Origin of the sequence: Enterococcus sp. AZ163 (assembly GCF_050498925.1) — a bacterium.
In the GTDB taxonomy this organism is placed as follows: Bacteria; Bacillota; Bacilli; order Lactobacillales; family Enterococcaceae; genus Enterococcus_A; species Enterococcus_A ferrettii.
This window is the reverse complement of record NZ_JBIPAO010000001.1, coordinates 2,150,022-2,172,875: the sequence shown is the minus strand read 5'-3', so window position 1 is coordinate 2,172,875 and position 22,854 is coordinate 2,150,022. Positions and strand designations below refer to the sequence as shown.

19 protein-coding genes and 1 other annotated feature are annotated in these 22,854 nt (G+C 36.8%); of the genes, 3 read left to right on the top strand and 16 right to left on the bottom strand.

The window, feature by feature from the left end; all coding sequences use genetic code 11:
• Positions 1-217 precede the first annotated feature (217 nt).
• The gene (locus tag IGI46_RS10265; RefSeq protein WP_207702251.1) at positions 218-1,567 is read left to right on the top strand and encodes an FAD-binding oxidoreductase; all 1,350 of its coding nucleotides are present in this window, start codon (positions 218-220) and stop codon (positions 1,565-1,567) included.
• Positions 1,568-1,726: 159 nt separating this feature from the next.
• On the opposite strand, the gene IGI46_RS10260 is transcribed toward IGI46_RS10265, so the two are convergent.
• The 3 genes from IGI46_RS10260 to IGI46_RS10250 all read right to left on the bottom strand — a co-directional run bounded on the left by IGI46_RS10260 (position 1,727) and on the right by IGI46_RS10250 (position 5,243).
• The gene (locus tag IGI46_RS10260; protein WP_429973385.1) at positions 1,727-3,040 is read right to left on the bottom strand and encodes an alpha-glucosidase/alpha-galactosidase; all 1,314 of its coding nucleotides are present in this window, start codon (positions 3,038-3,040) and stop codon (positions 1,727-1,729) included.
• 98 nt (positions 3,041-3,138) lie between these two features.
• On the bottom strand, positions 3,139-3,963 hold the full coding sequence (locus IGI46_RS10255; protein WP_207702249.1) for an AraC family transcriptional regulator: 825 nt from the start codon (positions 3,961-3,963) through the stop codon (positions 3,139-3,141).
• 293 nt (positions 3,964-4,256) lie between these two features.
• Positions 4,257-5,243, bottom strand: a complete 987-nt coding sequence (locus IGI46_RS10250; RefSeq protein WP_207702248.1) for a YhdH/YhfP family quinone oxidoreductase — start codon at positions 5,241-5,243, stop codon at positions 4,257-4,259.
• 105 nt (positions 5,244-5,348) lie between these two features.
• Between IGI46_RS10250 and IGI46_RS10245 the strand changes: the two genes are divergently transcribed.
• A complete protein-coding gene (locus IGI46_RS10245; protein WP_207702247.1) occupies positions 5,349-5,777 on the top strand; it encodes a MarR family winged helix-turn-helix transcriptional regulator in 429 nt (142 codons plus the stop codon).
• Positions 5,778-6,012: 235 nt separating this feature from the next.
• Here the strand turns inward: IGI46_RS10245 and IGI46_RS10240 are convergent, their stop codons facing one another.
• The 10 genes from IGI46_RS10240 to IGI46_RS10195 all read right to left on the bottom strand — a co-directional run bounded on the left by IGI46_RS10240 (position 6,013) and on the right by IGI46_RS10195 (position 18,456).
• Positions 6,013-6,843, bottom strand: a complete 831-nt coding sequence (locus IGI46_RS10240) for an HAD family hydrolase (RefSeq protein ID WP_207702246.1) — start codon at positions 6,841-6,843, stop codon at positions 6,013-6,015.
• A gap of 17 nt (positions 6,844-6,860) precedes the next feature.
• Positions 6,861-7,607: a DeoR/GlpR family DNA-binding transcription regulator gene (locus IGI46_RS10235; protein ID WP_207702245.1), complete on the bottom strand. Its 747-nt coding sequence runs from the start codon at positions 7,605-7,607 to the stop codon at positions 6,861-6,863.
• Between the two features lie 137 nt (positions 7,608-7,744).
• Positions 7,745-8,521 (bottom strand): HAD family hydrolase, encoded by a 777-nt coding sequence (locus IGI46_RS10230; RefSeq protein WP_207702244.1) that lies wholly within the window; start codon positions 8,519-8,521, stop codon positions 7,745-7,747.
• A gap of 223 nt (positions 8,522-8,744) precedes the next feature.
• Complete coding sequence (locus IGI46_RS10225) at positions 8,745-9,611, bottom strand: helix-turn-helix domain-containing protein (protein ID WP_207702243.1); 867 nt, start codon at positions 9,609-9,611, stop codon at positions 8,745-8,747.
• Between the two features lie 305 nt (positions 9,612-9,916).
• Positions 9,917-11,023 carry a 5-methyltetrahydropteroyltriglutamate--homocysteine S-methyltransferase gene (locus IGI46_RS10220; protein ID WP_207702242.1) on the bottom strand — a complete coding sequence of 369 codons (1,107 nt, stop codon included), beginning with the start codon at positions 11,021-11,023 and terminating at the stop codon, positions 9,917-9,919.
• 140 nt (positions 11,024-11,163) lie between these two features.
• Positions 11,164-11,404 (bottom strand) — a binding site (T-box leader).
• Between the two features lie 276 nt (positions 11,405-11,680).
• Positions 11,681-12,505: a carbohydrate ABC transporter permease gene (locus IGI46_RS10215; RefSeq protein WP_242704368.1), complete on the bottom strand. Its 825-nt coding sequence runs from the start codon at positions 12,503-12,505 to the stop codon at positions 11,681-11,683.
• A gap of 22 nt (positions 12,506-12,527) precedes the next feature.
• Positions 12,528-13,442, bottom strand: a complete 915-nt coding sequence (locus tag IGI46_RS10210) for a carbohydrate ABC transporter permease (RefSeq protein WP_207702240.1) — start codon at positions 13,440-13,442, stop codon at positions 12,528-12,530.
• A 22-nt stretch (positions 13,443-13,464) separates the two neighbouring features.
• Positions 13,465-14,739 (bottom strand): ABC transporter substrate-binding protein, encoded by a 1,275-nt coding sequence (locus IGI46_RS10205; RefSeq protein ID WP_429973384.1) that lies wholly within the window; start codon positions 14,737-14,739, stop codon positions 13,465-13,467.
• A gap of 165 nt (positions 14,740-14,904) precedes the next feature.
• A complete protein-coding gene (locus IGI46_RS10200) occupies positions 14,905-17,013 on the bottom strand; it encodes a glycoside hydrolase family 36 protein (RefSeq protein WP_429973383.1) in 2,109 nt (702 codons plus the stop codon).
• Positions 17,014-17,055: 42 nt separating this feature from the next.
• Positions 17,056-18,456, bottom strand: coding sequence for a glycoside-pentoside-hexuronide (GPH):cation symporter (locus IGI46_RS10195; RefSeq protein ID WP_207702237.1), 1,401 nt, complete (start codon positions 18,454-18,456; stop codon positions 17,056-17,058).
• 220 nt (positions 18,457-18,676) lie between these two features.
• On the opposite strand from IGI46_RS10195, the gene IGI46_RS10190 reads away from it, so the two are divergent.
• Positions 18,677-19,828: an ROK family transcriptional regulator gene (locus tag IGI46_RS10190; protein ID WP_207702236.1), complete on the top strand. Its 1,152-nt coding sequence runs from the start codon at positions 18,677-18,679 to the stop codon at positions 19,826-19,828.
• A gap of 298 nt (positions 19,829-20,126) precedes the next feature.
• Here IGI46_RS10190 and IGI46_RS10185 read toward each other — a convergent pair whose 3' ends face one another.
• Genes IGI46_RS10185 through IGI46_RS10175 form a run of 3 tightly spaced genes read right to left on the bottom strand, consistent with a single transcriptional unit; the run spans position 20,127 to position 22,845 of the window.
• Positions 20,127-21,197: an ABC transporter substrate-binding protein gene (locus IGI46_RS10185; RefSeq protein WP_207702235.1), complete on the bottom strand. Its 1,071-nt coding sequence runs from the start codon at positions 21,195-21,197 to the stop codon at positions 20,127-20,129.
• Positions 21,194-22,039, bottom strand: coding sequence for an ABC transporter permease (locus IGI46_RS10180; RefSeq protein WP_207702234.1), 846 nt, complete (start codon positions 22,037-22,039; stop codon positions 21,194-21,196). The genes IGI46_RS10185 and IGI46_RS10180 overlap by 4 nt, the downstream gene beginning before the upstream one ends.
• Positions 22,039-22,845, bottom strand: a complete 807-nt coding sequence (locus tag IGI46_RS10175) for an ABC transporter permease (protein ID WP_207702233.1) — start codon at positions 22,843-22,845, stop codon at positions 22,039-22,041. The genes IGI46_RS10180 and IGI46_RS10175 overlap by 1 nt, the downstream gene beginning before the upstream one ends.
• Positions 22,846-22,854 lie beyond the last annotated feature (9 nt).

The following is a 22,854-nucleotide window of genomic DNA, read 5'->3' as shown; positions in this document are numbered from 1 at the left end:
CGGTTACTTCAGGGTCTTCTGATTACTCTTTTAACAAAAAAGGTTGCTAATTTTCGCAGCAAAATAAGAAATAATTCAGCTATCTATTACTTTCCTCCTCGTCTTAGAGTAACTTGTCATTTCTTTCCATAATGAAGCGATTATTTTTTACAATTTGGTCTATCCATGAGATAATCCTTTGATTAAGCAACAAATACAGCGAGATGGAGGGTTTAATATGGAAAAAGCTCTACCAGAACTACCAGCTTCTCTGAAAAATGTTGCAGTATTCCCTGAAGACAGTCGTTATGACAAAGTACGGTCAAATGATTATAAAGTTGGTCATCCGAAAGTGGTGATCTTGGCAGAAACAGAAGAACAAGTAATTGACGCAGTGAACTATGCAGCGAAAATTAATCAGGAACAACAGATGAATTTCCCCCTTTCTATAAAAAGTGGCGGGCATGGATTGTCCGCCACATCAGTGAACGACGAAGGAATGGTTTTAGATCTTTCGCAGATGAATCAAATTACTATCATTGATGAGGAAAAGAGGCTAGTCAAAATACAGGCAGGTGCTCTTTGGGGAGATGTCGCTCAAAAGCTGACTCCTCACCACCTAGTCATTTCCAGCGGCGATCATGGCGATACTGGTGTAGGTGGATTGGCTGTATCTGGTGGAATGGGCATCCTTTTGCGTTCCTTTGGGCTCACAATTGATAAAGTGGCTGGTGCCACAATAATTACAGCTGATGGGAAAAAACATTGGGTAGATAACGAGAACGAACCTGAGCTTTTTTGGGGCATCCGAGGCGGTGGTGGACAATTAGGTGTCGTCACCGAGTTTTTATTCCATGCAGATAAAGCGGTCCCAACAGATTCTGGTTTCTCTGTTCCGATTGTCGTGCAAACAGTTGATTACTCTATCGATCATTTGCCAGCATTTATTGAAGCCTGGCATCAATGGTTCGATACTTCCTCGACAAAATTAACCAGTATTTTACTGTTGAATGCTGGTGATGATGACACGATCGTTGCTCAGGGAAGAAATTTTTGGTATGGAGATGACTCTTCTCAATCTAGAGAGGTTTTTGAAAAAGCCAATAAGCTGGGTGAAGTGTTGGAGGAAAACCAAAAATCTATGGAATACTCAGATTTTGTTCGAGCTCAGCATACCCCTCTTGAAGGAAAGAATACTGCCTACGGAAGAAATATTTTGGTCAAGCATATTTCTGAAAATGTTGCGAAAGAAATTCAATATTTACTTGATAAACCCTTTGTCTATGGCGTGGAGCTTCGTTCTCTTGGTGGTGCTGTTAATCAGCCAACCTCTTATTTTAACGCCTGGTCCTACCGTCAAGAAGAGATTATGATTGCCTATTGGTTTGATAAGAATTATGCCGAAGAAGCTAATAATCTATTTCAACCGTTCCTTCAATTTGGTACAGGGATATACGGTGCTTATTCTAGTGATGAAAGCTCAACAGAGACTCATCATGTTTGGAAGGGTGAAGCTGCTGAAAAGTTAAGGGCTTTGAATAAAAGATATGATCCTAATCAACTATTTACTCAGAATCGAAAGCTGTAGAATCCAATTTGATCGTAATGTACGAACCTAAGGAAATTCCTTGGGTTCTTTTTGTCCTCTAGCATAAAAGACCTAGCAGCTGCTAAGTCCATTACAATGCCTATATTTAACCCTAAAATAAGAGACTGGGCACTATGCCCAGTCTCTTAGTCTTTCTGATTAATCTTTGTATTTTGGCAAATAATCGCCATGAGCTTCAATCAAATCATCCACCAGATTTTTGATATCTTCCAAGGATAGTTCAGAAGCCAAATGTGGATCAAGGTAAGCCGCCTGATAGATTTTTGATTTATCTAAGGTTAAGGCCGCTTCTACCGTTAACTCTTGCACGTTAATATTCGTTCGGTTCAATGCTGCCAACTGAGTTGGCAAGTCACCAACATAGGTAGGCTGCACGCCGTTTTTATCTACTAAGCAAGGTACCTCAACACAGGCATCCGCTGGTAAATTAGTGATAAGCCCTTTGTTCAGTACATTACCAGCAATAACCGATGGTGTTCCAGTGACGATAGAGTCCATAATATAAGACGCATATTCTCGACTTCTCGTATGTGTCAGATCGCCATTGTTTACGATATCCTCACGCATAGTTTCCCAATCAGCAATCTGCTGTTCGCAACGGCGCAGGTATTCATCCAGCGGAATCGCCAGCTCTTCGATTAGTTCTGGGTATTTAGACTTGATGAAATACGGATGGTACTCTGCATTGTGCTCGCTGGATTCAGTTATATAGTAGCCAAAGCGTTTCATTAATTCAAACCGGACTGAATCGGAATGAGGGTTCGCTTTTTCAGCAGCCAATTTACGAATAGTTGGATAGAAATCTTCTCCATTGTGTGTGATCTCCAACAGAAACGCCATATGGTTGATTCCAGCAATTTTCCATTGAAATTCATTTAAATCATATTGGTCAGTAATTCCTAAATGTTCAAACAGCTCTGGTACACAGACTTGAACGCTGTGGCACAAACCAACTGCTTTAATCTTCGTTTCCTTCAAAATCCCCATCGTCAGCATCGCCATTGGATTCGTATAATTCAGTAACCAAGCATCTGGACACAGCTCTTCCATTTCTTTAGCAAACTCAAGCATGACCGGTAAAGTCCGCAAGGTTCTGAAGATTCCACCGATTCCCATGGTATCTCCAATCGTTTGCTGAAGGCCATATTTTTGAGGAATCTCAAAGTCGATCACCGTTGAAGGTTTGTAGCCTCCCACCTGGATGGCATTAATTACAAAGTCCGCATCTTTTAGTGCTTCTCTGCGATCCTGATAAGAAACAATATCCGCTCGGTTGTCGTTGGCATTCTTGTTAATATTTTTAAGCATTAGTTCTGACTCATTTAGTCGTTTTTCATTAATATCATAAAGTGCAATGTGGGCATCTGACAAACTTGGTGTCAGCATAGCATCTCCTAAAACATTTTTCGTAAAAATTGTACTGCCTGCTCCGATAAAAGTAATTTTGACCATTTTGTTCGCTCCTTCGTTTATTGATACTCTTAGTATAAAAGAACAGGAGCTAAATGAAAGCGCCCTATTTCGGGAATAGGGTACATTTTCTTAGGTATCTATTTACGGTACTCTGAAGGAGATACCTGGAATTTCTGTTTAAAGGCTCGGGTAAAGGAGTGTCTGTTTTGGTACCCGACAGCTTGGGAAATCTCTTCAATGCTTGCATCTGTGGTCATTAGCAGCATGCTCGCCTTGTTCATGCGGTAGCTTTTTAAGTATTCCATTGCCGTTAACTGCAGCTCACTTTTGATAACCTGACTAAAGTAAGTAGGGTGCAGATACATGGATTTGGCAATCTCTTCAATCGTAAGATTTTCTCGGTAATAATTATTTTTAACATATAGAGCAAACAGCTCACTATACCTTTTTTCCAAAGTTCCGGCATGAGTAGCCTCATAGTCTGTGTCGCCTTTAAAAGAAGCAAAAATTTCTAAAAACTTAGCTTGATTAAACAGCTTTTGATTGTAGCGTGAAAAATCCAATTCCATGAAACCTTCAATTTTCTTTTGAATTTCTGTTGTTGCTGTAGCACTCCCTGTGTAATGATTGGGTTGCCAGCCATGAGCTTCCAAAATCTTTTCTACTTCACTTCCCCCAAATCCGAACCAATAGTATTCCCATGGGTCTACCAGATCGGCTTGGTAATCGATCAATTCGTTGGGGCGAATCAAGAAAAAATCCCCTTGGCCTAAATGATAAGTTTTTTGATCAACCTTATAACTGCCCTTCCCCCTCACGACAAAGTGAATCAGGTAGTTTTCCCGCAAGGATGGACCGAAGCGATGACCTCTGCTGCATACCTCATGACCGACATTGAAGCAAAAGAGGTCGGAGAAGCAATCTTCCTTAAAATAAATATCCTTAAAAGATTCTGAACTCATGTTTTGCCTCCAGTGGTTGTTATTGCTTACTGATTAATCCTTCTTACTGCATATTTCTGTCTAAAATTCACTAATACCAACAAACTACTAAGATGGTGATGATTCATCATTACAGACGATCAGCTGATCATCAGCCTTTCTAGCAGTTTCCTTTTTTACCTTAGTGAGTATTTCTTTTATAGTATTCATCTATTATATCAGTCACTTAGTCCCTAAACAAAAGCAGGAACAGTTTAACTACCGTCTGAAAAAAATAAAGAGCGACCAGTTGCAGTCGCTCACATTTTCGTTGATTAAATTTTTACAATACTTCTGCCTAAATGATTCCCCTGCTTCAACGCGTCAATCGTGTCAGACAGATTATCCAAATCAGTCTCTTGAAAAACTGCTTGATCAGCAATATTCCAGACAGACGCCATTTTGTTCCACATTTCAATTCGCTTTTCTCCAGAAATATTGACAGAATCAATCCCTAAAAGTTTCACTCCTCTTAAAATGAAAGGTAATACCGTTGTTGTCAGCTTAATCCCTCCAGCATTTCCGCAGAGTGACATTGCACCATCATAATAAATGTATGGAATCAACTTCGAAGCAACCTCTCCACCCACAGTATCTAACACAAAATGATACTGTTGTTTCTTTACAGGCCGCGGACTATCATCAATACTTTCGGATAAGATGACCTCAGAGGCTCCCAGCTTTTTAGCTACCTCGATCTGTCTTTCTTTTCTAACCAACGCAATAACATTTTTATATCCTGCTTTGACCAGCATTTGAAGGGCTAAACTTCCCACACCACCTGTTGAACCAGTGACTACTATCTTTTGCTCCAATGCGGAATTCATTCCATTGCTTTCCAATGCAGCAATAGATAAAGCTGCCGTCAAGCCAGCTGTTCCGAAGATCATAGCCTCTTTTAGATTTAATCCTTTAGGCAAGGGAATAACCCATTCGCTAGGCACTCTGGCATACTGAGAAAAGCCGCCGGTATGTGTCATTCCCATTTCAAAGCCGGTAACTAATACCTCTTCCCCCTCTGAAAAACGAGTACCCTTCGCTTCCACCACTGTACCACTTAAATCAATGCCTGGAATCATTGGATAGTTGCGAATGACTCCACCTTTTGCTTGAACCGCCAGCATATCCTTGTAGTTAACGGAAGAATAGTTTACTTGAATGAGTACTTCTCCTGAAGATAAATCATCCAGAGTTACTTTTTCAACGCCAAAGCCTATACCTTGTTCTGTTTCATTTACGACTAATGCTTCAAATTTTTCCATTTCAATTTCACTTCCTAAACAAAATAGTTTTGTTACAAAAATATTTTCATTTAAAACTTATCATGCTAGTATGGTCTTGTCAATAAAAATCGAAGGAGCGCGTCAATGAAAATCGAAGAATGCATTAATTTCTTACTTAGTGTGAGTCAACACAAAGTATTCAAACATTATAGTCAGCTTTTAGAGGAACAAGGGGTTACTCCAGCTCAAGCTGGTATCCTAAGCTGCCTTTGGAATAAAGGACAACTCACGCCCAAAAAAATTGCCGAAGCTTTGCATTTAGAAGCTCCGACCATTTCTGGAATTCTTGATAAAATGCAAAAATTGGAATTAATTGAAAGAGAAGTTGATCCGAATAATCGACGAGTCGTGCTGGTCTCTACTACAAAGAAAGCTGACAACATGCAATCAGCTATTGAAAGTGTCACCCAAAGACTGAATGATGACGTACTTTCTGCCTTTTCTGATGAAGAGTCCCAACTATTAAAAAAGTTGCTGGAGAAGCTCATCTCTGTGGAACTGACGTCTTCTTAATTACCGGGTTGCTTCGTAGAAAAAAAATATCGGAAAAGAAGCCGCCTTCTTTTCTCCGATATAGTAAATTTTCGCGTGATTTTGTTTAGAAGTTCTATTGATAGTCCACTCAGCTTTGTCAGCAAGTTCATTTGAACTGATTTCATTTTTCTTAACGTTGCCATTAACTATGAAGAAAACGTGTTACCATAGCTCTGGCTTTATTTTTTCGTAACTAATCACAGGTGTAGATTTCTCATCCAATCACGTATTTTTTGATTGCGTCAGAAGCCCCATTGTGATTATTTGTCGTCGTTTCAACCTTTGCACTGTTTTTGACTTTTTCAGGTGCATTTCCCATTGCTACCCCTAGTCCAGCCAATAACAGCATTGGGATATCGTTATAATTGTCACCAATTGCCATTGTATTTTCTAAGGAAATTTGAAAGTAATTTGCTACTTCAATTAACGCTAATTCCTTTGATACTGCCTGGTGAGTAACCTCCAAATAGTTCTCTTTTGATAGATAAAAAGCACTTTCCTCCAGGTCAATTTCTTGGCAAAATTGCTGCAGTCGTTGAACATCTTTCGTTTCTCCTATCAACAAAAATTTGTGTATAGGTGTCTCTTTGTCATCAATCAGCTGTTTGAAACTCTTTTGAATCGGCTCTTCACCCGTTATGTCTGCTTCACTTCTTGACCATTTATCCAATGTCTCAACATACCAATTCTGATTGGAATATAAGCTGATAGATATTTGTGGAAAATTTTGCTTCACCGCTTTTACTAATCGGTGTACGTCCCGCTTATCTAAGCTATGTGTGAAAATTGGTACATAGCCTTTTTCGGGTTCATTTTTCATAATCAATGCGCCATTATAGCTGGCGATTGGATCGTCTGTTATCCCTAGCTGCTGAGCAAGTGGGATAATTCCTTTTGGAGATCGGGCAGAAGCTAGTACAAAGGGAATTCCTTCCTTCTTCAATTCACTGACCTGTCGCCTTAAATCACTGTCTATCTGATGATTGCTATTCAGAATTGTGCCATCAATATCACTGATAACTAGCTTGATTTTCTTACGATTCATTTTGTTCGCCTCCCGTTTTATACGATTATTTTCGACTGTTTTTTGAATAATGCTAACTGTTTTTCATCAGGCATTTTATCGGTAATAAAGTAATCAAAATCTTTTACTTTACCAATGGCATAGGTGGAAATCTGTTCAAATTTAGCTTGTTCTGCCAATAGAATCTTTGTTTCAGCATGTGGAAATACCTTCCTTTTCACCTGTGCATCCTCTTCATCTTCAAAGCGAACGTATCCATCCTTTAACCCGGCTGCTCCTATAAAAATGGCATCAAAATAGATATTTTCTAAAACACTTATTTCAGCTAAAGAATGAAAAAAACGATGCTTAGGAAAAAATTTTCCACCTAAAAGATGACAAGTGACTCTCGGATTAGTGCTTAAACTATTTGTAACATCGAGTGAATGCGTATAAATCACTACTTCTTTTTCAATTCGTTCAGCTAAATTCGAAGTAATACTAGAAACATCTAGAAAATACGTTCCACCTGTTTTGATCAATGCAGCGGCCTTTTTAGCGATGGCCTTTTTTTCTGGTCCAGATTCCTTAAGTCTTATACTTAGAGGAGAAATCTCATTTTCTTGGGTAGTCGACATAATGCCGCCATGGGTCCGCAATGCTTTCCCTTCACTCGCTAAGATACTGAAATCTCTGCGAATAGTATCTCTTGAAACGCCGAAATGAGTCATCATTTCTTTCGCAGATAAAGATTCCTTTTCCTTCAACAGCTGTTGAATTTCGCGTAACCGCTTTTCTTGATACATCTCCTCACCTCATTTATAGTTTAACACACAATAAGTGTTTATAATGTTTTGTATGTATTTATAAGTGATTTAATTGCCAAAAAAAAGGTAAGCCCTATTGACTTACCTAGCTGTCCATTCTGTTTCAATCAATCCATTTATCCAATCCATCCGAACCTCTTGCAGGCGTTGAATATTCCATCCTCCACATTGGCCTGAGTGACATAATCTGCCTTCTCCTTCAGCTCAGCCGTCGCATTGCCCATAGCAATATTAGTCCATTGAGGGTGGAACATTACTAAATCATTGGTATCATCACCAAAAACAACCACATCTTCGATATTCCCATTTATCTTCCTCATCATGTCAATAATTCCAGTGTATTTGTCATCATACTGGAACATCAAGTACTCAGGAACAAAGCGCAGATTGCCTAGGCTATCCTTTAAAGTCAATTTCTCTTCTTCCTCTTTAGGAATTGAAAGATAGATTTTATAAATCGTATCTAAGCTGTTGAAATTCAACTCCGGATCAATTACATACTCTGTTGGTTCTTGACGTTCTCCAACCTGCTCAACAAACCGGTTATCTTTAGCCCACACCTTAATAGAATCATCCAGCATCAGCAGCACACCATACCCTAATTCATCTGCCTGATTAACAATTGCTCGTGCTTTTTCTGTATCTAAGGGACGGTTATGCAACAATTCATGCTCATAAACCAATGCACCTCCACCCGCACAGACCATATTCTGCAGTTCCATTTCCTTCATAAAAGTGATTGCTTTATAATGAGCTCGTCCAGTAGCTATTGCGACAAAATGACCATTTTCCTGCAGCTGCTTTAGTGCTTCTGCCGCACTAGGAACTACTTGGTTAGTTTGTCGATCGGTTAATGTTCCATCAATATCGAAAAAAAAGTATTTCTTATTCAAAAAAATCCTCCTTCTGTGCTGTTTATTCAGCAACACTGCATCCCCGCTATTATAGCACGAAAGAGAGAGCAGATTCTCCGCCTCTTAACAGAATAGACAAGGAATTTCTATTGGTATCCAAAGTTCCTGTCGTTGTTTCAAATAAAAAAAGCTGAGAAAAAATAAACTCTTTTTCTCAGCCCCATTTTCAAAGGAACAACAGCTTTAGCTAAACGCTCAAGAATCAGACCACAAGCTTCTGGCGAACACTGATCCAGATTTCAGATACCTCTTGCGCATGTTCCAAGCCATCTCCTGGAAAAACCTCAAGCTGATAGTCATTATTCGGTTCATAATCCGAGGTGGGAAAAAACTCTGAATATATTTTTCTGAAAATTTCTTCATTAGCCTCACTCTCGCTTAAATCTACACACCGAAATATTATCCAGTCAGCAGCTGGAATTTCACGTAAAAGGTACCCATCGGGAATATGCTTTCCTTCATATGGCGTCCCTATATAATATAAATAACGGAAGCCGTCAAAAGAAGAACCATCTGCTAATCCTATAATGGGCCTTTCACTTATCGCAGAATATTCTTTGAGCTTGCTTATAGTACCATCACTATAGCTTTTATCCCAGAATTCAGAAACCTGAACATTGTCAGCTTTTTGATACTCAGCCCTAGAAAGAAGACAAAATGCTGGCTTCTTTTCAATTCGATAGTCCATTATGCTTCCGCCTTCCAATATTACCTTGATGTATAATTTGGAAAATGCTCTGAGATTGGCTCCCGGTTTACGTGCAGCGGAGGGGGTAATTCCATGAAATTGCTTGAAAGCGCGAGAAAAGCTCTCTGGTGTATCATATCCGTATTTCAAAGCCATATCGATAACTTTACATGCATCCGTTTGTAATTCATTTGCTGCTAACGTAAGCCGACGGTAGCGAATATATTCAGAAATAGTATGACCACTTAAAATATGGAATACTCGTTGAAAGTGAAAGGCAGAAGAGTTTGCAACCTTTGAAAGTTCAATTATGTCCATATCGTCTAAGAGATTCTGTTCGATGTAGTCAATCGTTCGCTGTATCCTAGTAATCCAATCCATCATCTCAACTCCTCGTAAATCAAGTATAAGTGACGAATTAGGAGAATTCACGACATTTTATGCTTTTTACTGTTCGTTTTTAAACACCCAATAATTAGAAATGGATCCAGCTGGAATTCTTGCACGCTCCACAAAGGAAAATTCAAAAAAATATAGATGAATAAATGCCGGATATATCAAATGAACACTTAAAAATTACTCGCTTATTTTTCTTCATTAAAAAGCCGTTAAAATCTAAAAAAGATTTTAACAGCTTTTTTGTTTTATTGAAGAGTCCTTTGATTCAGCCTCTTATTTGCCTTTATTTATGCATCTTCCCAAACTTCTTTAGCTACTTCAATCACTAAAGCAAGCTTCGCCCATTGATCTTCTTCTGTCACTTTATTCCCTTCATGAGTCGACGAAAAACCACATTGAGGACTTAAACACAACTGATTAAGAGGCACATACTGAGTGGCTTCTTTAATTCGCAGCTTTAGTTGTTCTTTGTCCTCTAGCTTTGGCGTTTTTGTTGTAATTAACCCCAGCACCAAATACTGTTCTCCAATATTTGCCATCGGCTCAAAGCTGCCAGAACGTTCATCATCGAATTCTAAAAAGAATCCATTAAATTGAGAAATGCCTAATAAACGCTTAGCAATTTTATCGTAGGATCCATTGTATAACCAGTGAGATTGAAAGTTTCCTTTACAAAAGTGGAAGGTCACTGCTAAATCCTCAGGTTTTTTGGAAAGAACGGCTTCCGTAATATCACCAAATTTTTGAATTAATTCATCTGGATCGTATCCATTTTGAGTGATCATTCCTCTGAATCGCTCATCAAATAATCCACCCCAACTAGTATCGTCCAATTGCAAATAACGACATCCTGCATCATAGAATGCTTGAATTGCTTCTTGATACGTATGAATCAAATCTTTCTCAAATTCTTCAACCGTTTGATAGACAGGGTTCTCATTGTATTGCTTAGATAGAATGAATGAATCCAAGAAAATCATATTTGGTCCAGGAATTGTTTGCTTAGCAATTGCTTCTCCTGCATGAACATTTGTAAATTTGAAATGCTCCAAAAATGGGTGGTTCTTGTCAAACGATAATTTATCACTCACGTAGGTTCCCTGGGCTTCAGTTGTCACACCAAAAGCCGTCGTTGTAAAATCATAAACAGTAATGCCGTTCAAACCGGCAATAAAATCAAGATGCCACCAACGACGACGAAACTCTCCATCAGTTACTGCTTTTAATCCAACCTTTTTTTGCTTTTCAATCACTTTAATAATTTCAGTGTCTTCTACCTGAGTAAGCTCTGCCTTTGTGATTTCCCCATTTTTAAATTTCTCTCTCGCTTCTTTTAACGCCTTCGGTCGAAGCAAACTTCCTACTTGATCAAATCGAAACGGTATTTTTGCCATTTTTTGTAACACTCCCTTTTTTGTTTTTTGTGATTATTGACGTTGTCGCTAATTTTTGAGTGGCGAACTACTTGCATCCTTAAACCTTGTCAACCTACGAAAATCAGGAATGACAAAAGCCCTTAGACATCTTAAAGACATCTAAGGGCAAATTAGCTGCGTTACCACCTTATATTGCAGTGCTTTCGCAAGTCACTGCCTCGATCAGTACCCAATTTATGGAGACTGCTTGCCTTTTAACGGGGCATCCCGTACCTTCTTACTTATCAGAAGATCCACTCAAAAGCCATTTTCAAATTAAATTCTTTACGTCTCTTTTCAGCAGCCGAGACTCTCTGTTGCAAAAGGATTTAACTTTACTTTCTTTTTCATCGTGTTTATTTATTTTTTAATACCATAGCAAATACTTCTCATGATTGTCAATTATTATTTTAAAAGAAGCTCTTTTCTTTTGCTTAAAATCCTTCTGCTATCTAAAAAAAGGGAACAACTACTAACACTATTCCTAACAGATCTAGCATAAAATTCCTCGTATTATTAGCTTTCCTACATCTTTTTGCATCCGTTTGTTTAAATGCTTTTAAGAAGTATCTCAGCAATATTTGCACCTCTTATTAAAATTATAATATCCAGCAATTCTAACTCCATATCCGTGTCCTATCCTTTTACTGAACCACTTGCCAAACCTGCAATAAAATATCTTTGTAAAAATAGAAATAAAACAGTTACTGGAATTAATGCAATTACAGAAGCTGCCATAAGCGCTCCCCAATCGACAGTATTAGTTCCTTTAAACAGCATTATTGCTGGAGTCAATGTACGATATTGTTCCCTTGAGATAAAAATATACCCAAACATAAACTCGTTCCATGCATTAATAAACGCGTATAACCCGGTTGAGATAATTGTTGGGAGTGAGATTGGTAAAATTATCTTAAACAAAATTTGAATTCTGTTATAGCCATCTATTTCTGCTGCTTCTTCTAATGCTTTTGGTACTGAATCAAAAAAACTACTCATCATAAACGTACACATTGGAATAACGAATGTCGTGTATGCTAGTATCAACGAGATATAAGAATCTAATACTCTTAAATTGCGCATGATAATATACAATGGTACTAACAATAAAACTCCTGGAATCATTTGTGACAAGAGCATAAACAAATTAGCAAATTTCACAATTCTCAGTCTAAAAAATCTACTAAAAACATAACCTGCACATATAGAAATCACTAAAGAAATTAGACAAGAAATGGTTGACACAATTAAACTATTTTTTATATATGTTACAAATCCCGCATCAAAAAGTACTCTTTGAAAATTTTCAAATGTTGGGCTTTTTATAATAAAAGTGGGCACTGTCGCTCGAATTTCGTTAATCGGCTTTAATGATGAAATTAGCATCCACAAGAACGGGAACAAGCAATAAATTGAAAGTAGTATCGCTAATAGATATATACCTACTTTGCTTTTTTTCATAATCATTCTCCTAACTAATGATTTAGGCATTGTCGTCGCTTTTATTTTTGATTTTTAAATATATGACAAAACATATCGTCATTGAAATCATCAATAATGTGGACAATGCGGACGCTGCACCAACATCAAATTTTTGCATAGAATATCTATATATCAGAAGTGGGAGAGTTTGTGTAGCATAATTTGGTCCCCCTTGTGTCATCACCCAAATAAAGTCAAAATTGATTGCCGTCCAAATTAAATGCATAAAAATGATTATTATCGAAGTAGATTTTAGTTGTGGCAGTGTCACATGAAGAAACTGCCTCACCTTTCCTCCTCCATCAATTGAAACTGCTTCATAGAGTGACTCTGGGATTGTTTGAAGCGCCGCGAGAAATGAGATAGTAAAATATGGAAAGGATCTCCAAATGTTCACAAATATTACGGTACCCAAAGCATATTTGGGGTCTCCTAAAAAATTTATTGGTGATTCGATAATTCCTATCTTACTTAGAGCATAATTAACGATTCCGTAATCAGGATTCAACATCCAACTCCAAGTCATACCTGCAACAATAATGGGTACTAACCAAGGAATAAACGTGGCTATTCTAAAAAAAGTACGTCCATAAAATTTTTTATTAAGAAGTATTGCACTACCTAATCCAATAATATATTCCCCGCAAACTGAAGCAATAGTCCATATACAGGTATTTATTAATGCGGGTAAAAACCTTTCATCTCTCATAACTTTAGAAAAATTATCAAAATAGGCGAAACCTGATATTTCATCATTTATTAAGTGTACATTGAAAAAAGAATCATAAATTACTTTTCCTAGTGGGTATCCAATTAATACAAAAAGAAAGAGTAAGGCTGGGAGTAACATCAACAACGAAAATCTGAACTCTTGTTTTGAATTTTTCTTACTATCTAATTTTTTTTTCGTCTCCATAAAATATAATTCTCCTTACCTATTAGTCGCCATACTCTCCATTCTCTTTTAATGACTGATTGATTTCGTGTGATAACCATCTTACAACTTCTTTAGAACTCATATCTTCCTGCAACGCTTTTGCTAAAGCATCAATCATATTTTGCGATATATTACTTAACGTGACAGGTGGAAATGAAATACTATTATCCATCAGTTTTTTATACTCTGTATCCCATTTAGTATCTGTAAACACATCATTTCTTGGCGAACGATCTTGAAATGCTTGAGATTGATAGCTTTTTGACGCGAGTACTTTTGCTAATTCAATTGCTCCCTTCCTGTTTTTTGCTCCTTTTAAAACTAATAATGGTTTAGCTTCAAGATAGGTTGCATTCTTCCCTTTTTCTGGGCGAGGAATTGGTTGAATACTCACATCTTGCATTTCTTTTGTGTTTGATTTTTCTCTTTCCTGTAACCAATTTCCAGTTACATAAGAGCTGCTGATTCCAGTTGCAAAGTTCTCATCCGTTTCTTCCCAGCCCCAATTTGCCGAATGTGGACTTACAATACCTTTACGAACCAATTGTTTATAAAATTCAAATACTTTTATTGCTTTATTAGTATCATCATCACTTTCCAACCAAGTATTTTTGAACTTTCCATCACCTTGATCTTCTGCAATTTCCAATCCATATTGTGCGAAATACACAATCATTTCTTGCGGACAACGTACGCCCTTTCCAGCAATAGAATATGGATACTTTCCAGATTCATTTTTGAAATCCGACATCTTCAATAGATCTTCCCATGTTTCAGGAATCTGGTAGCTACCGTCCTCAAACGCTTTATCATGTACTAAATAAGCCCTTACTGTTGCCTCATAGGGGATTCCTACAACTTTATCACCTACTGTCATAGCGTCAACAACGGATTGAGCAAAATATTTCTTTTCAGACCAGTTATCAAATTCGCCTGTAATATCATCAAGAATATTCATGCTGTTAAATTCACCCACGAACTCTGGCAATCCCCAAACAAGGTCAGGAACATTTCTTCCAGCTGCACTTGCTAAAATTTTGTCGTGCATCATATCATAAGTAAAATTTGTATGATTAACTACATAGCCTGTTTCCTTTTCAAATTCTTTAATAAACTTCTTTGTGATTTTTTCGGTTGGCTGCCCTTCAGTATAAGCTGTCCACATTTCAATAGTCTTTTTATCTTTCGAAGTATCGTTGGAAAAAGAACATGAGGAACAAAAAAATAGAAATGTGCCTAATAGCATGCTTAGTAAGAATTTTTTTTTCTTGTTCATAAGAAATCCTCCTGATTCCTAATACTAAAAACGACATTACAAAATAGAACTATTTCTTTAAATCTGAAAGGCATTCAAATCCTAAAAGAAAAATTCTAATTTGTAATGTCATAAACAATAGCATTATGGTGTCCGACTCAAAACATAAATTGATGCTAGTTCGACCTATTTATTAACCTTATAAAGCCTAGCCATTTTGTCATTTGAAAATAGAACATTCAATTTATGTTTTGAAAATTCAAAATCAGAATTATCATCGTTTTCAGGATATGGGTACAATACTTCAACTGAAGAAATTTCATCTTCAAAATCAATCGTAAATTGATTACTCAAACTTTCAGTTCTCCATACACCTAAATAATAGGATTCATCAGTCTCTAAGGCAAAAGTGAACCATGGATCATCTAGTTTAGGTATTCCTGTCAACCATCTTGGCAATGCTTTGGGTATCACATTCCGAATATCTTTGTATACATCCAATCCTTGTTTAACTAATTCTAATCGTTTTGGACTCAACTCAGCCAAATGCCCGCTTTGATGAATTCTAAACAGCATCGCGTTCACCATGTTAAAGATAACTTCTTCACTGTCACCTTCAGAAAGCGGATAAGACCAAATTGCAGCTTGTTCTGGTGTTACACCACTGCTTGAAATGGCGGCGATTGCACCATTTCTTAAATAATCAGTCTGATCAGTCACAGACTGAATGCTGTGTCTAGATAACATCATGTAATCATGACGCATACCACCACTTCCGCAGTTCTCAATAATCAAGTCAGGATATTTTTCAAACACTTTATCTAACCATTTAATATATGCACGATTATGTTGAAGCAAACCATCACTTGGACTGTCCGCGTTTAAATCAGTTCCAATTCCTGCTGTGATATTGTAGTCCATTTTTATATATCCAACTTTATAATCACTAATTAATCGATCAATTACTGAGCTTGCGTACTCTCTTACTTTCGGATTTCTAAAATCCAAATGATAACGACTATGGTCCTTTACTCTAATACCATGTCGACAGATAAACCAATCATCAGGTAGTGAATTCGCAAGATCACTATTGATTCCCATTACTTCGATTTCTAACCATAACCCTGGAACCATTCCTTTATCCCTAATATATTGGATCACTTCTTCAATTCCTCCGGGAAAACGTTCTTTAGAAGGCAACCATTCTCCAACATTGTCCCACCAAAAACCGTCTGAATACCATCCACAATCTATTACATAATATTCACAACCAACTTCAGCAGCTTTATCAATCAATGGTTTCTCTACTTCTGTTGTAGGATCACCCATCAGACAATTCATGTAATCATTGAAAATGATTGCACACTTTTCATTATCCTCATTTGGACGTCGAATAGCTCTTCGATAACTCGTTAACTCTTTCATAGCCTCATTAAAATCTCCAATAACTGATCCGTAAGCTACTGTTGCTGTTTCAAACGAATCGCCATTATCTAACGATTTCCACCAGTGATTTGTAGGTTCTGTTGGACCAAAACCTCTAAACTGTAAAGTATTTCCATTCCCACAATCGCCTAATTCCCAGTACCACTCGCCATTATTTTCAATTTGCCAAAAGCTAACCATATTCGTAAATGGATTATGGATAACCGCTTGAGGACTGTATTGAGAACATGAGAACGAACAATTACTCAAAGCGGAAATAACTTTTGTGGAATTTTGAATATGTTCTCCATCAAGACGATACTCTAACCCAAATTCTTTTAAAGTTCCCTTTTCCCATTGAAGCTCACCTTGCCATGAATTATGTGGTAAAAATAGAATATTGTCAGTATAAGGTTGAAACACTTCGCCATGATTAAGATTGTTGATGTTGATCGAACTAATGTACTCTACACCAATTTTATTCCCAATATTTTCTAGTTTTGTTTTCCATTTAAATACATTCGTGCCTATAACATTACTGATTGTAGTAACCGTTTTTAAATGAGTTTTTCCATCATTATACACTTGAGTAACAAAAATTAAATTTTCCTTCCGCTCAATAGATTCAAATTCCAAAGCAGCTCCAATTTCACTATTGCCGATTCTGTTCCCTTTGTGTTCAGGTTGATTGTAACCCGTGATTTGAACTTCAACAATGTTCCCCATTTCAGTTACTACAGGATCAAGTTTTGATATTTCTGGGTTTTCTTTCGCGGAAAAATTAACCAATCGCAACTTGTTTTCGCTAGTTAAGACAAACATAATATTAGTATCTTCAAAAATAAAAGTGTATGTTTTTTCGATATTCATAACTATCCTCCATTAAAGTGTTATAGTATTAATTTTGAGAAACTATGCTTCTTTAGAATTAGATTTTCTACTTTGTAAATCAGCAATTATTGATGGGTATAATTTATCAAGCTTGTAAATTCCTAGTACCAATAGGCTTACAACTCCGGCAATAGCTGGCATTCCAATAAACAAGAACTTAATTGCTGAAACTGCAGAATCTGGTTGAATATCACTAAATCCTAATGCCCCATTATATTTACTAGCACTTAATACCCCGCCAATTATTGCTGTTACAACTCCAGCACCAACTGTTCCTGTAAATCCTTGCATACTGAATGTTAGTCCCTCAAAACGCGTATGAGAAGTCCATTCTCCGTATTCAACAGTATCACCAAGCATCGCGTAATATACTGCAATTTGACAGCCGTAGCCAATACCACGTAGTATGGAAGTTAAAATTAACATAGTTGTGTTCTCAGTAAATGGTAATAAAATTGCATAACTTGCTAGGATAATTACCCAACCTAACAAGGTAGTATAGCGTTTTCCTAATCTTTTTACGATAAATGGCATGATGAAGAACGAAGCAATACAAGGAATAATGTAAGCAGAGTTCATAATTCCAATCATGTCACTTCTGTGTAGAACAGCTTTACAATAATAAGTATTTACTGTACTGATGGCTTGAAAGAAAACATTGGTTGTAATTCCCAATACAACAACAAAATACCAATATTTATTCTTTAGGATAGATTTAATCCCATCCATCAAATTAACTTTCTCTTGCTTTTCTTCTTCCGTCTGTACAACCCGCTCTTTAGTTCCTAAGAAACAAAGGAAGAATAGTAATCCTGCGATAGCTCCAAATATAGCATAAACTATTCCCCAAGCTGCTCTTTCTCCAAACCTATTTCCGAAAAAGCCAACCAATGGTAAGGTGCATGCTGTAATAATTAAACTAGCTATCTGTGCGAATAATTGTCTAAAAATATTCAACAGAGTTCTTTGATATTGATCTTGAGTCATTAATGTACTCAATGCTCCATACGGTAAATTTATAAATGCGTAAACTGTCATCAATATATTATAGCTAACAAAAATATAAACAATTCTAGCTTTCTCCGAAAAATCCGGTACTGCAAATAATGCAAAAATCGCGATTGCAAATGGAATTGCTAAATTAAGCATCCATGGTCTAGCTTTTCCGTATTTTGATTTAGTCTTGTCAACTAGACCACCAACGATTAAATATACAATTGCATTTATCACTCGAGAAATTAAAAATATAGTCCCAATTACTGCCGCATTTACCTGAACAATATCTGTGTAATAATACATAATAAAAGCACCCATAGACGCCCACACTACATTACTGGCTGCATCACCAAAACCATAAGCAACCTTTTCTTTAAAATCGAGATTTTCCCCAATCATTTTTACTTTCTTTTCCGAGATTTCCACACTAATTCCACCTTTCGTTCCATAAAAACCTTTTCATTTGTAACAACTAAGTAATGATTGATCTCCCTTCTTGATATTTGAATAAACCAGTATTTATGATAAAATAAAATCAATCCAGTTAGTTAATATACTTTACTAACTATAGTCGTATAGTAATCCACCAAGTTTAGTTTGTCAAGCGCTTTCTAAAAGTTTATACTAATTATTCGAGGTGTTGAAAATGCATAAAACTAATTTAGACATAAAAGAAAATAATGAAGCTGTAATTATCAAAGCTATTATAGAATCAAAATCGATTTCTAGAGCACAACTTTCTGTATTAACTGGACTTACTAAACCATCAGTCACTACAATTACTAAACGACTTTTGGATTCTTCGTTAATTGAGGAACACGAAATTGGTACCCCTAGTTCTCTTGGAGGACGCAAGCCCATCATGCTAAAATTCAATCCGAAATCTGCTCTTAGTATTGGTATTAATATTAGAGAGGATGGATTCGACGGAACTCTTAACTTTCTTGATGGCGCTGTTATTGATCATTTTAGCAAAAATAAAATTACTATTTCTGAAGAGAACACATTACAAGAACTTGTCGCAATGCTAAATATGTTCTTCTTGAATCTACCAAGTACTCCACACGGTGTAATCGGAATTACTATCAGTATTCATGGAACAGTAGAAAATAATAAAATAATTTTTGTACCACATTATAGTCTGGATTCCATTGATCTTGTTGAGGAAATTTCTAAAATTTTTATGGTTCCAGTTTATCTAGAAAATGGCGCGAATCTTGCTGCCTTGGCTGAATATGCTTTCTCCACAAAATATGACAATTTGATCAGCTTAAATGTTTATGGAGGTATCGGTGCAGGAATTATAGAGAAAGGTGAATTATTGATCGGCCACAACGGACAAGGTGGAGAAGTTGGACATACAACACTGTACCCTAATGGGAAGCTCTGTCCTTGTGGAAACCATGGATGTTTAGAACAATACGCAGCTAATGATATTGTTATTAGTACGATAGAAAAAAAACTACAACGAAAGTCTATTTCACTTTCGGAAGTGAAAGATTTATACTACCAGAATAATCAAATCGTGGTAAATAGTATTAATGAAATGGCTTATCATTTAAGTATCGGTGTACAATCCTTGGTTGCTATTATTGCTCCAGATATCATTTTCTTAAATAATCCTCTCAGCAAAGAAATACCTGAGATTTTAAAGATTTTAAATGATCATCTATCTAGTCGATTTTCAAAAGACACAACAGTTTTAAATAGCCCTTTAGGATATAATGCTATTCAATTAGGCACTACAATAAATAACACACAAAGATTTCTTAATGTAAAGAATCTTAAGTTTATTTAATACTGAAGTATATTATTTTCACTAGTAGTGCAAAGATCAAAAACCACCAAAATCCTTAGCTATCTAGACAAAAAAAGACCTTTCCATGAATAAATATAGTTCAAAAAACGTCACTTCAGGAATAGATTTCTTCCATCAATTTTAATGAATTGCCAGAAGAAATCAAAAAAAGAGCACATTCATTATTTGAATGTACTCTCCTTTAAGTGATATTCAATTTTTAGCTAATAGCAGTTAAAATGGTAACTTTTCTTACTTTGTATCAATGATTTTAAGCCATTTTTACTGAGTTTTGCCATTATTTCCGATACATCTTAAATTCTAAATACAAATCATTATAGATCTGCAAGTATTCTGGTCCTAAATCTTTATATACCTCTAAATGACTGATGGTTTCATCATCAGGATAGAATTGCTTGTCCTCGGAAATTTCTTTAGGCAGCATGCCCATAGCTACTTTGTTCGGTGTTGAATAGCCGATGTATTCTGCATTTGCTTTAGCATTTTCTGGGCGCAGCATGAAATTGATGAAGTCATAGGCTCCCTGTTGATTCTTCGATGTTTTGGGAATGACAATATTATCAAACCAAAGATTCGATCCTTCAGGTGGAATGATATAATGCAAATGCTCATTTTGCCCCATCATATCGGCAGCTTCTCCCGAAAAAGTTACCGCGACGGCACTCTCTTCATTGGCCATATACATTTTAATTTCATCAGCAACAATCGCTTTAACATTTGGTGTAAGCTGGTTCAGCTTATTAGTTGCTTGCTGCAGCTGTTCCATATTTTTACTATTGATAGAGTAGCCAAAGGTAGTCAAAGACAAACCCATAACTTCTCGGGCCCCGTCAATCAGCATGATATTGTTTTGCAGCTCGGGGCGCCACAAATCTTCCCAATGCTTAATTTTATCCCCATCAATAAACTTATCATTGTAAACAATACCCAACGTTCCCCAGAAATAGGGGATCGAATACTGGTTATTCTTGTCAAAATCCAAGTCTAAAAATCGGGGATCAATGTTTTCCAGCCCTTTAATCTTACTGTGATCCAATGGCAGCAGCAGCTTTTCTTTTTTCATCTTTTGAATCATGTATTCACTAGGAATCGTGATATCGTAGGAAGTACCACCTTGTTTAATCTTGGCTTCCATCGCTTCATTAGAGTCAAAGGTTTCGTAATTTACTTTATAGCCATACTCCTTTTCGAACTGTTTTAACAAATCAGGGTCAATATAATCCCCCCAATTATAAATATTCAGCACATTGGAGCTAGCGTTGCTGGCCCGATTTAAGCGAAAATCGAAGAAGGTCAGCAGTAAAATAATGGCAATAACGCCGATAAAGAGTGATTGCAGCTTTCTCATTTCAGTACTGCCACCTCCTCAAATTCTCGTTTACGTTTTTTGCCTTTCTTAGTGTTGTCGCGGCTGATAAAGTAATAGCCAATCACTAAGATTAACGAGAAGATAAAGACTAAGGTCGATAACGCATTAATTTCTAGGCTAATTCCCTGACGTGCACGAGAATAAATTTCCACAGATAAAGTAGAAAATCCATTACCGGTAACGAAAAAGGTAACAGCAAAGTCATCCAACGAATAAGTAAAAGCCATAAAGTAGCCGGCAATAATACCCGGTGTCAAGAAAGGCAGCACGATATTACTGAGTACTTGCAGATTGTTCGCGCCTAAGTCACGGGCCGCGTCAATCATTGAATCATTCATTTCCTGAAGCTTTGGCAGCACCATCAATACAACAATCGGAATACTGAAGGCAACGTGAGACAACAACACACTGATAAAGCCTAACTGAAAGCTGCGAAGATACCCTCCCAGCATAGTAAATAAAATCAAAAAGCTGGCCCCGATGATAACATCGGGAGAAACCATCAAGATATTATTTAAGCCCATCAGCGCATTCCTTGAACCACGTTTACGCGTATAGTAAATTGACATGGCGCCAAAGGTTCCAATCGCTGTCGCAATTAAAGCAGAAAGAAATGCCAAAACAAATGTTTGCAGCACAATACTAATTAAACGTGTATCGGAAAATAAAGTTTCATAATGTTCCCAAGTAAATCCAGTAAAGCTGGTCATAGTTCCACCAGCGTTAAAGGAATAAAAAATCAAATAGAAAATTGGCACATAGAGCAAGACGAACACCAAAACTAAATAGAGGTTCGACCATGAGAAACGTCTTTTTTTCATCAGGCACGCCCTCCTTTTCTGCGTTCACCCGTTAGCATCATGACAATAAACATTGCAAAAATCAAAATCACACCGATCGTTGATCCCATCCCCCAGTTTTGTGTAACCAGAAAGTGTTCTTCAATCGCCGTCCCCAGTGTAATTACTCGATTTCCTCCAATCAAACGTGTCAACATGAATAAGGAAAGAGAAGGAATAAAGACTGCTTGTACGCCACTTTTTACTCCGTTCATTGACAAAGGCAGAATTACCCGGCGGAAAGTCTCCACACTATTAGCACCCAAATCACGACTAGCACTAATCAAGGAAGGATTAATCTCCTCCAGCGCATTAAAAATGGGCATAATCATAAAAGGCAGCTCTATATAAGCCGCTACAAACATAAAGCTGAAATCAGTAAACAACAACTGTTTAGGCCCAATTCCAATAAAGGATAGAAATTCATTGATTGATCCATTCGTACTGAAAATACCAATAAAGGCATAGGCCTTCAGCAATAGATTAATCCATGTAGGCAAAACCACCAACAGCAGCAGCAATTGACGATGCTTCAGCTTAGAGAGGAAATAAGCAGTCGGATAACTAATCAGCAATGTCATTAAAGTAATCAAAAAAGCAAATAAAACAGAATTTAAAGTCATACCTAAATAAGTTTTTGAAGTTAAATAAGTATGGTAATTGCTTAAAGTAAAATTGCCATCCATATCAAAAAAAGATTGATAAATAATTAGAATCACTGGTGCAATAACAAAAAACAGCAACCAAAAATAGTAAGGGATCGAGTAAATTCGCCGCATGCTTCTCATAAATAGTCC

Coding starts and splice junctions, on each gene's coding strand:
- IGI46_RS10175 (WP_207702233.1), bottom strand. CDS start 22,845: ATGAGAAGCATGCGGCGAATTTACTCGATCCCTTACTATTTTTGGTTG.
- IGI46_RS10215 (WP_242704368.1), bottom strand. CDS start 12,505: ATGAAAAAAAGCAAAGTAGGTATATATCTATTAGCGATACTACTTTCA.
- IGI46_RS10240 (WP_207702246.1), bottom strand. CDS start 6,843: ATGAATCGTAAGAAAATCAAGCTAGTTATCAGTGATATTGATGGCACA.
- IGI46_RS10225 (WP_207702243.1), bottom strand. CDS start 9,611: ATGGATTGGATTACTAGGATACAGCGAACGATTGACTACATCGAACAG.
- IGI46_RS10180 (WP_207702234.1), bottom strand. CDS start 22,039: ATGAAAAAAAGACGTTTCTCATGGTCGAACCTCTATTTAGTTTTGGTG.
- IGI46_RS10255 (WP_207702249.1), bottom strand. CDS start 3,963: ATGAGTTCAGAATCTTTTAAGGATATTTATTTTAAGGAAGATTGCTTC.
- IGI46_RS10220 (WP_207702242.1), bottom strand. CDS start 11,023: ATGGCAAAAATACCGTTTCGATTTGATCAAGTAGGAAGTTTGCTTCGA.
- IGI46_RS10235 (WP_207702245.1), bottom strand. CDS start 7,607: ATGTATCAAGAAAAGCGGTTACGCGAAATTCAACAGCTGTTGAAGGAA.
- IGI46_RS10200 (WP_429973383.1), bottom strand. CDS start 17,013: ATGAATATCGAAAAAACATACACTTTTATTTTTGAAGATACTAATATT.
- IGI46_RS10205 (WP_429973384.1), bottom strand. CDS start 14,739: ATGAACAAGAAAAAAAAATTCTTACTAAGCATGCTATTAGGCACATTT.
- IGI46_RS10265 (WP_207702251.1), top strand. CDS start 218: ATGGAAAAAGCTCTACCAGAACTACCAGCTTCTCTGAAAAATGTTGCA.
- IGI46_RS10210 (WP_207702240.1), bottom strand. CDS start 13,442: ATGGAGACGAAAAAAAAATTAGATAGTAAGAAAAATTCAAAACAAGAG.
- IGI46_RS10250 (WP_207702248.1), bottom strand. CDS start 5,243: ATGGAAAAATTTGAAGCATTAGTCGTAAATGAAACAGAACAAGGTATA.
- IGI46_RS10190 (WP_207702236.1), top strand. CDS start 18,677: ATGCATAAAACTAATTTAGACATAAAAGAAAATAATGAAGCTGTAATT.
- IGI46_RS10260 (WP_429973385.1), bottom strand. CDS start 3,040: ATGGTCAAAATTACTTTTATCGGAGCAGGCAGTACAATTTTTACGAAA.
- IGI46_RS10185 (WP_207702235.1), bottom strand. CDS start 21,197: ATGAGAAAGCTGCAATCACTCTTTATCGGCGTTATTGCCATTATTTTA.
- IGI46_RS10245 (WP_207702247.1), top strand. CDS start 5,349: ATGAAAATCGAAGAATGCATTAATTTCTTACTTAGTGTGAGTCAACAC.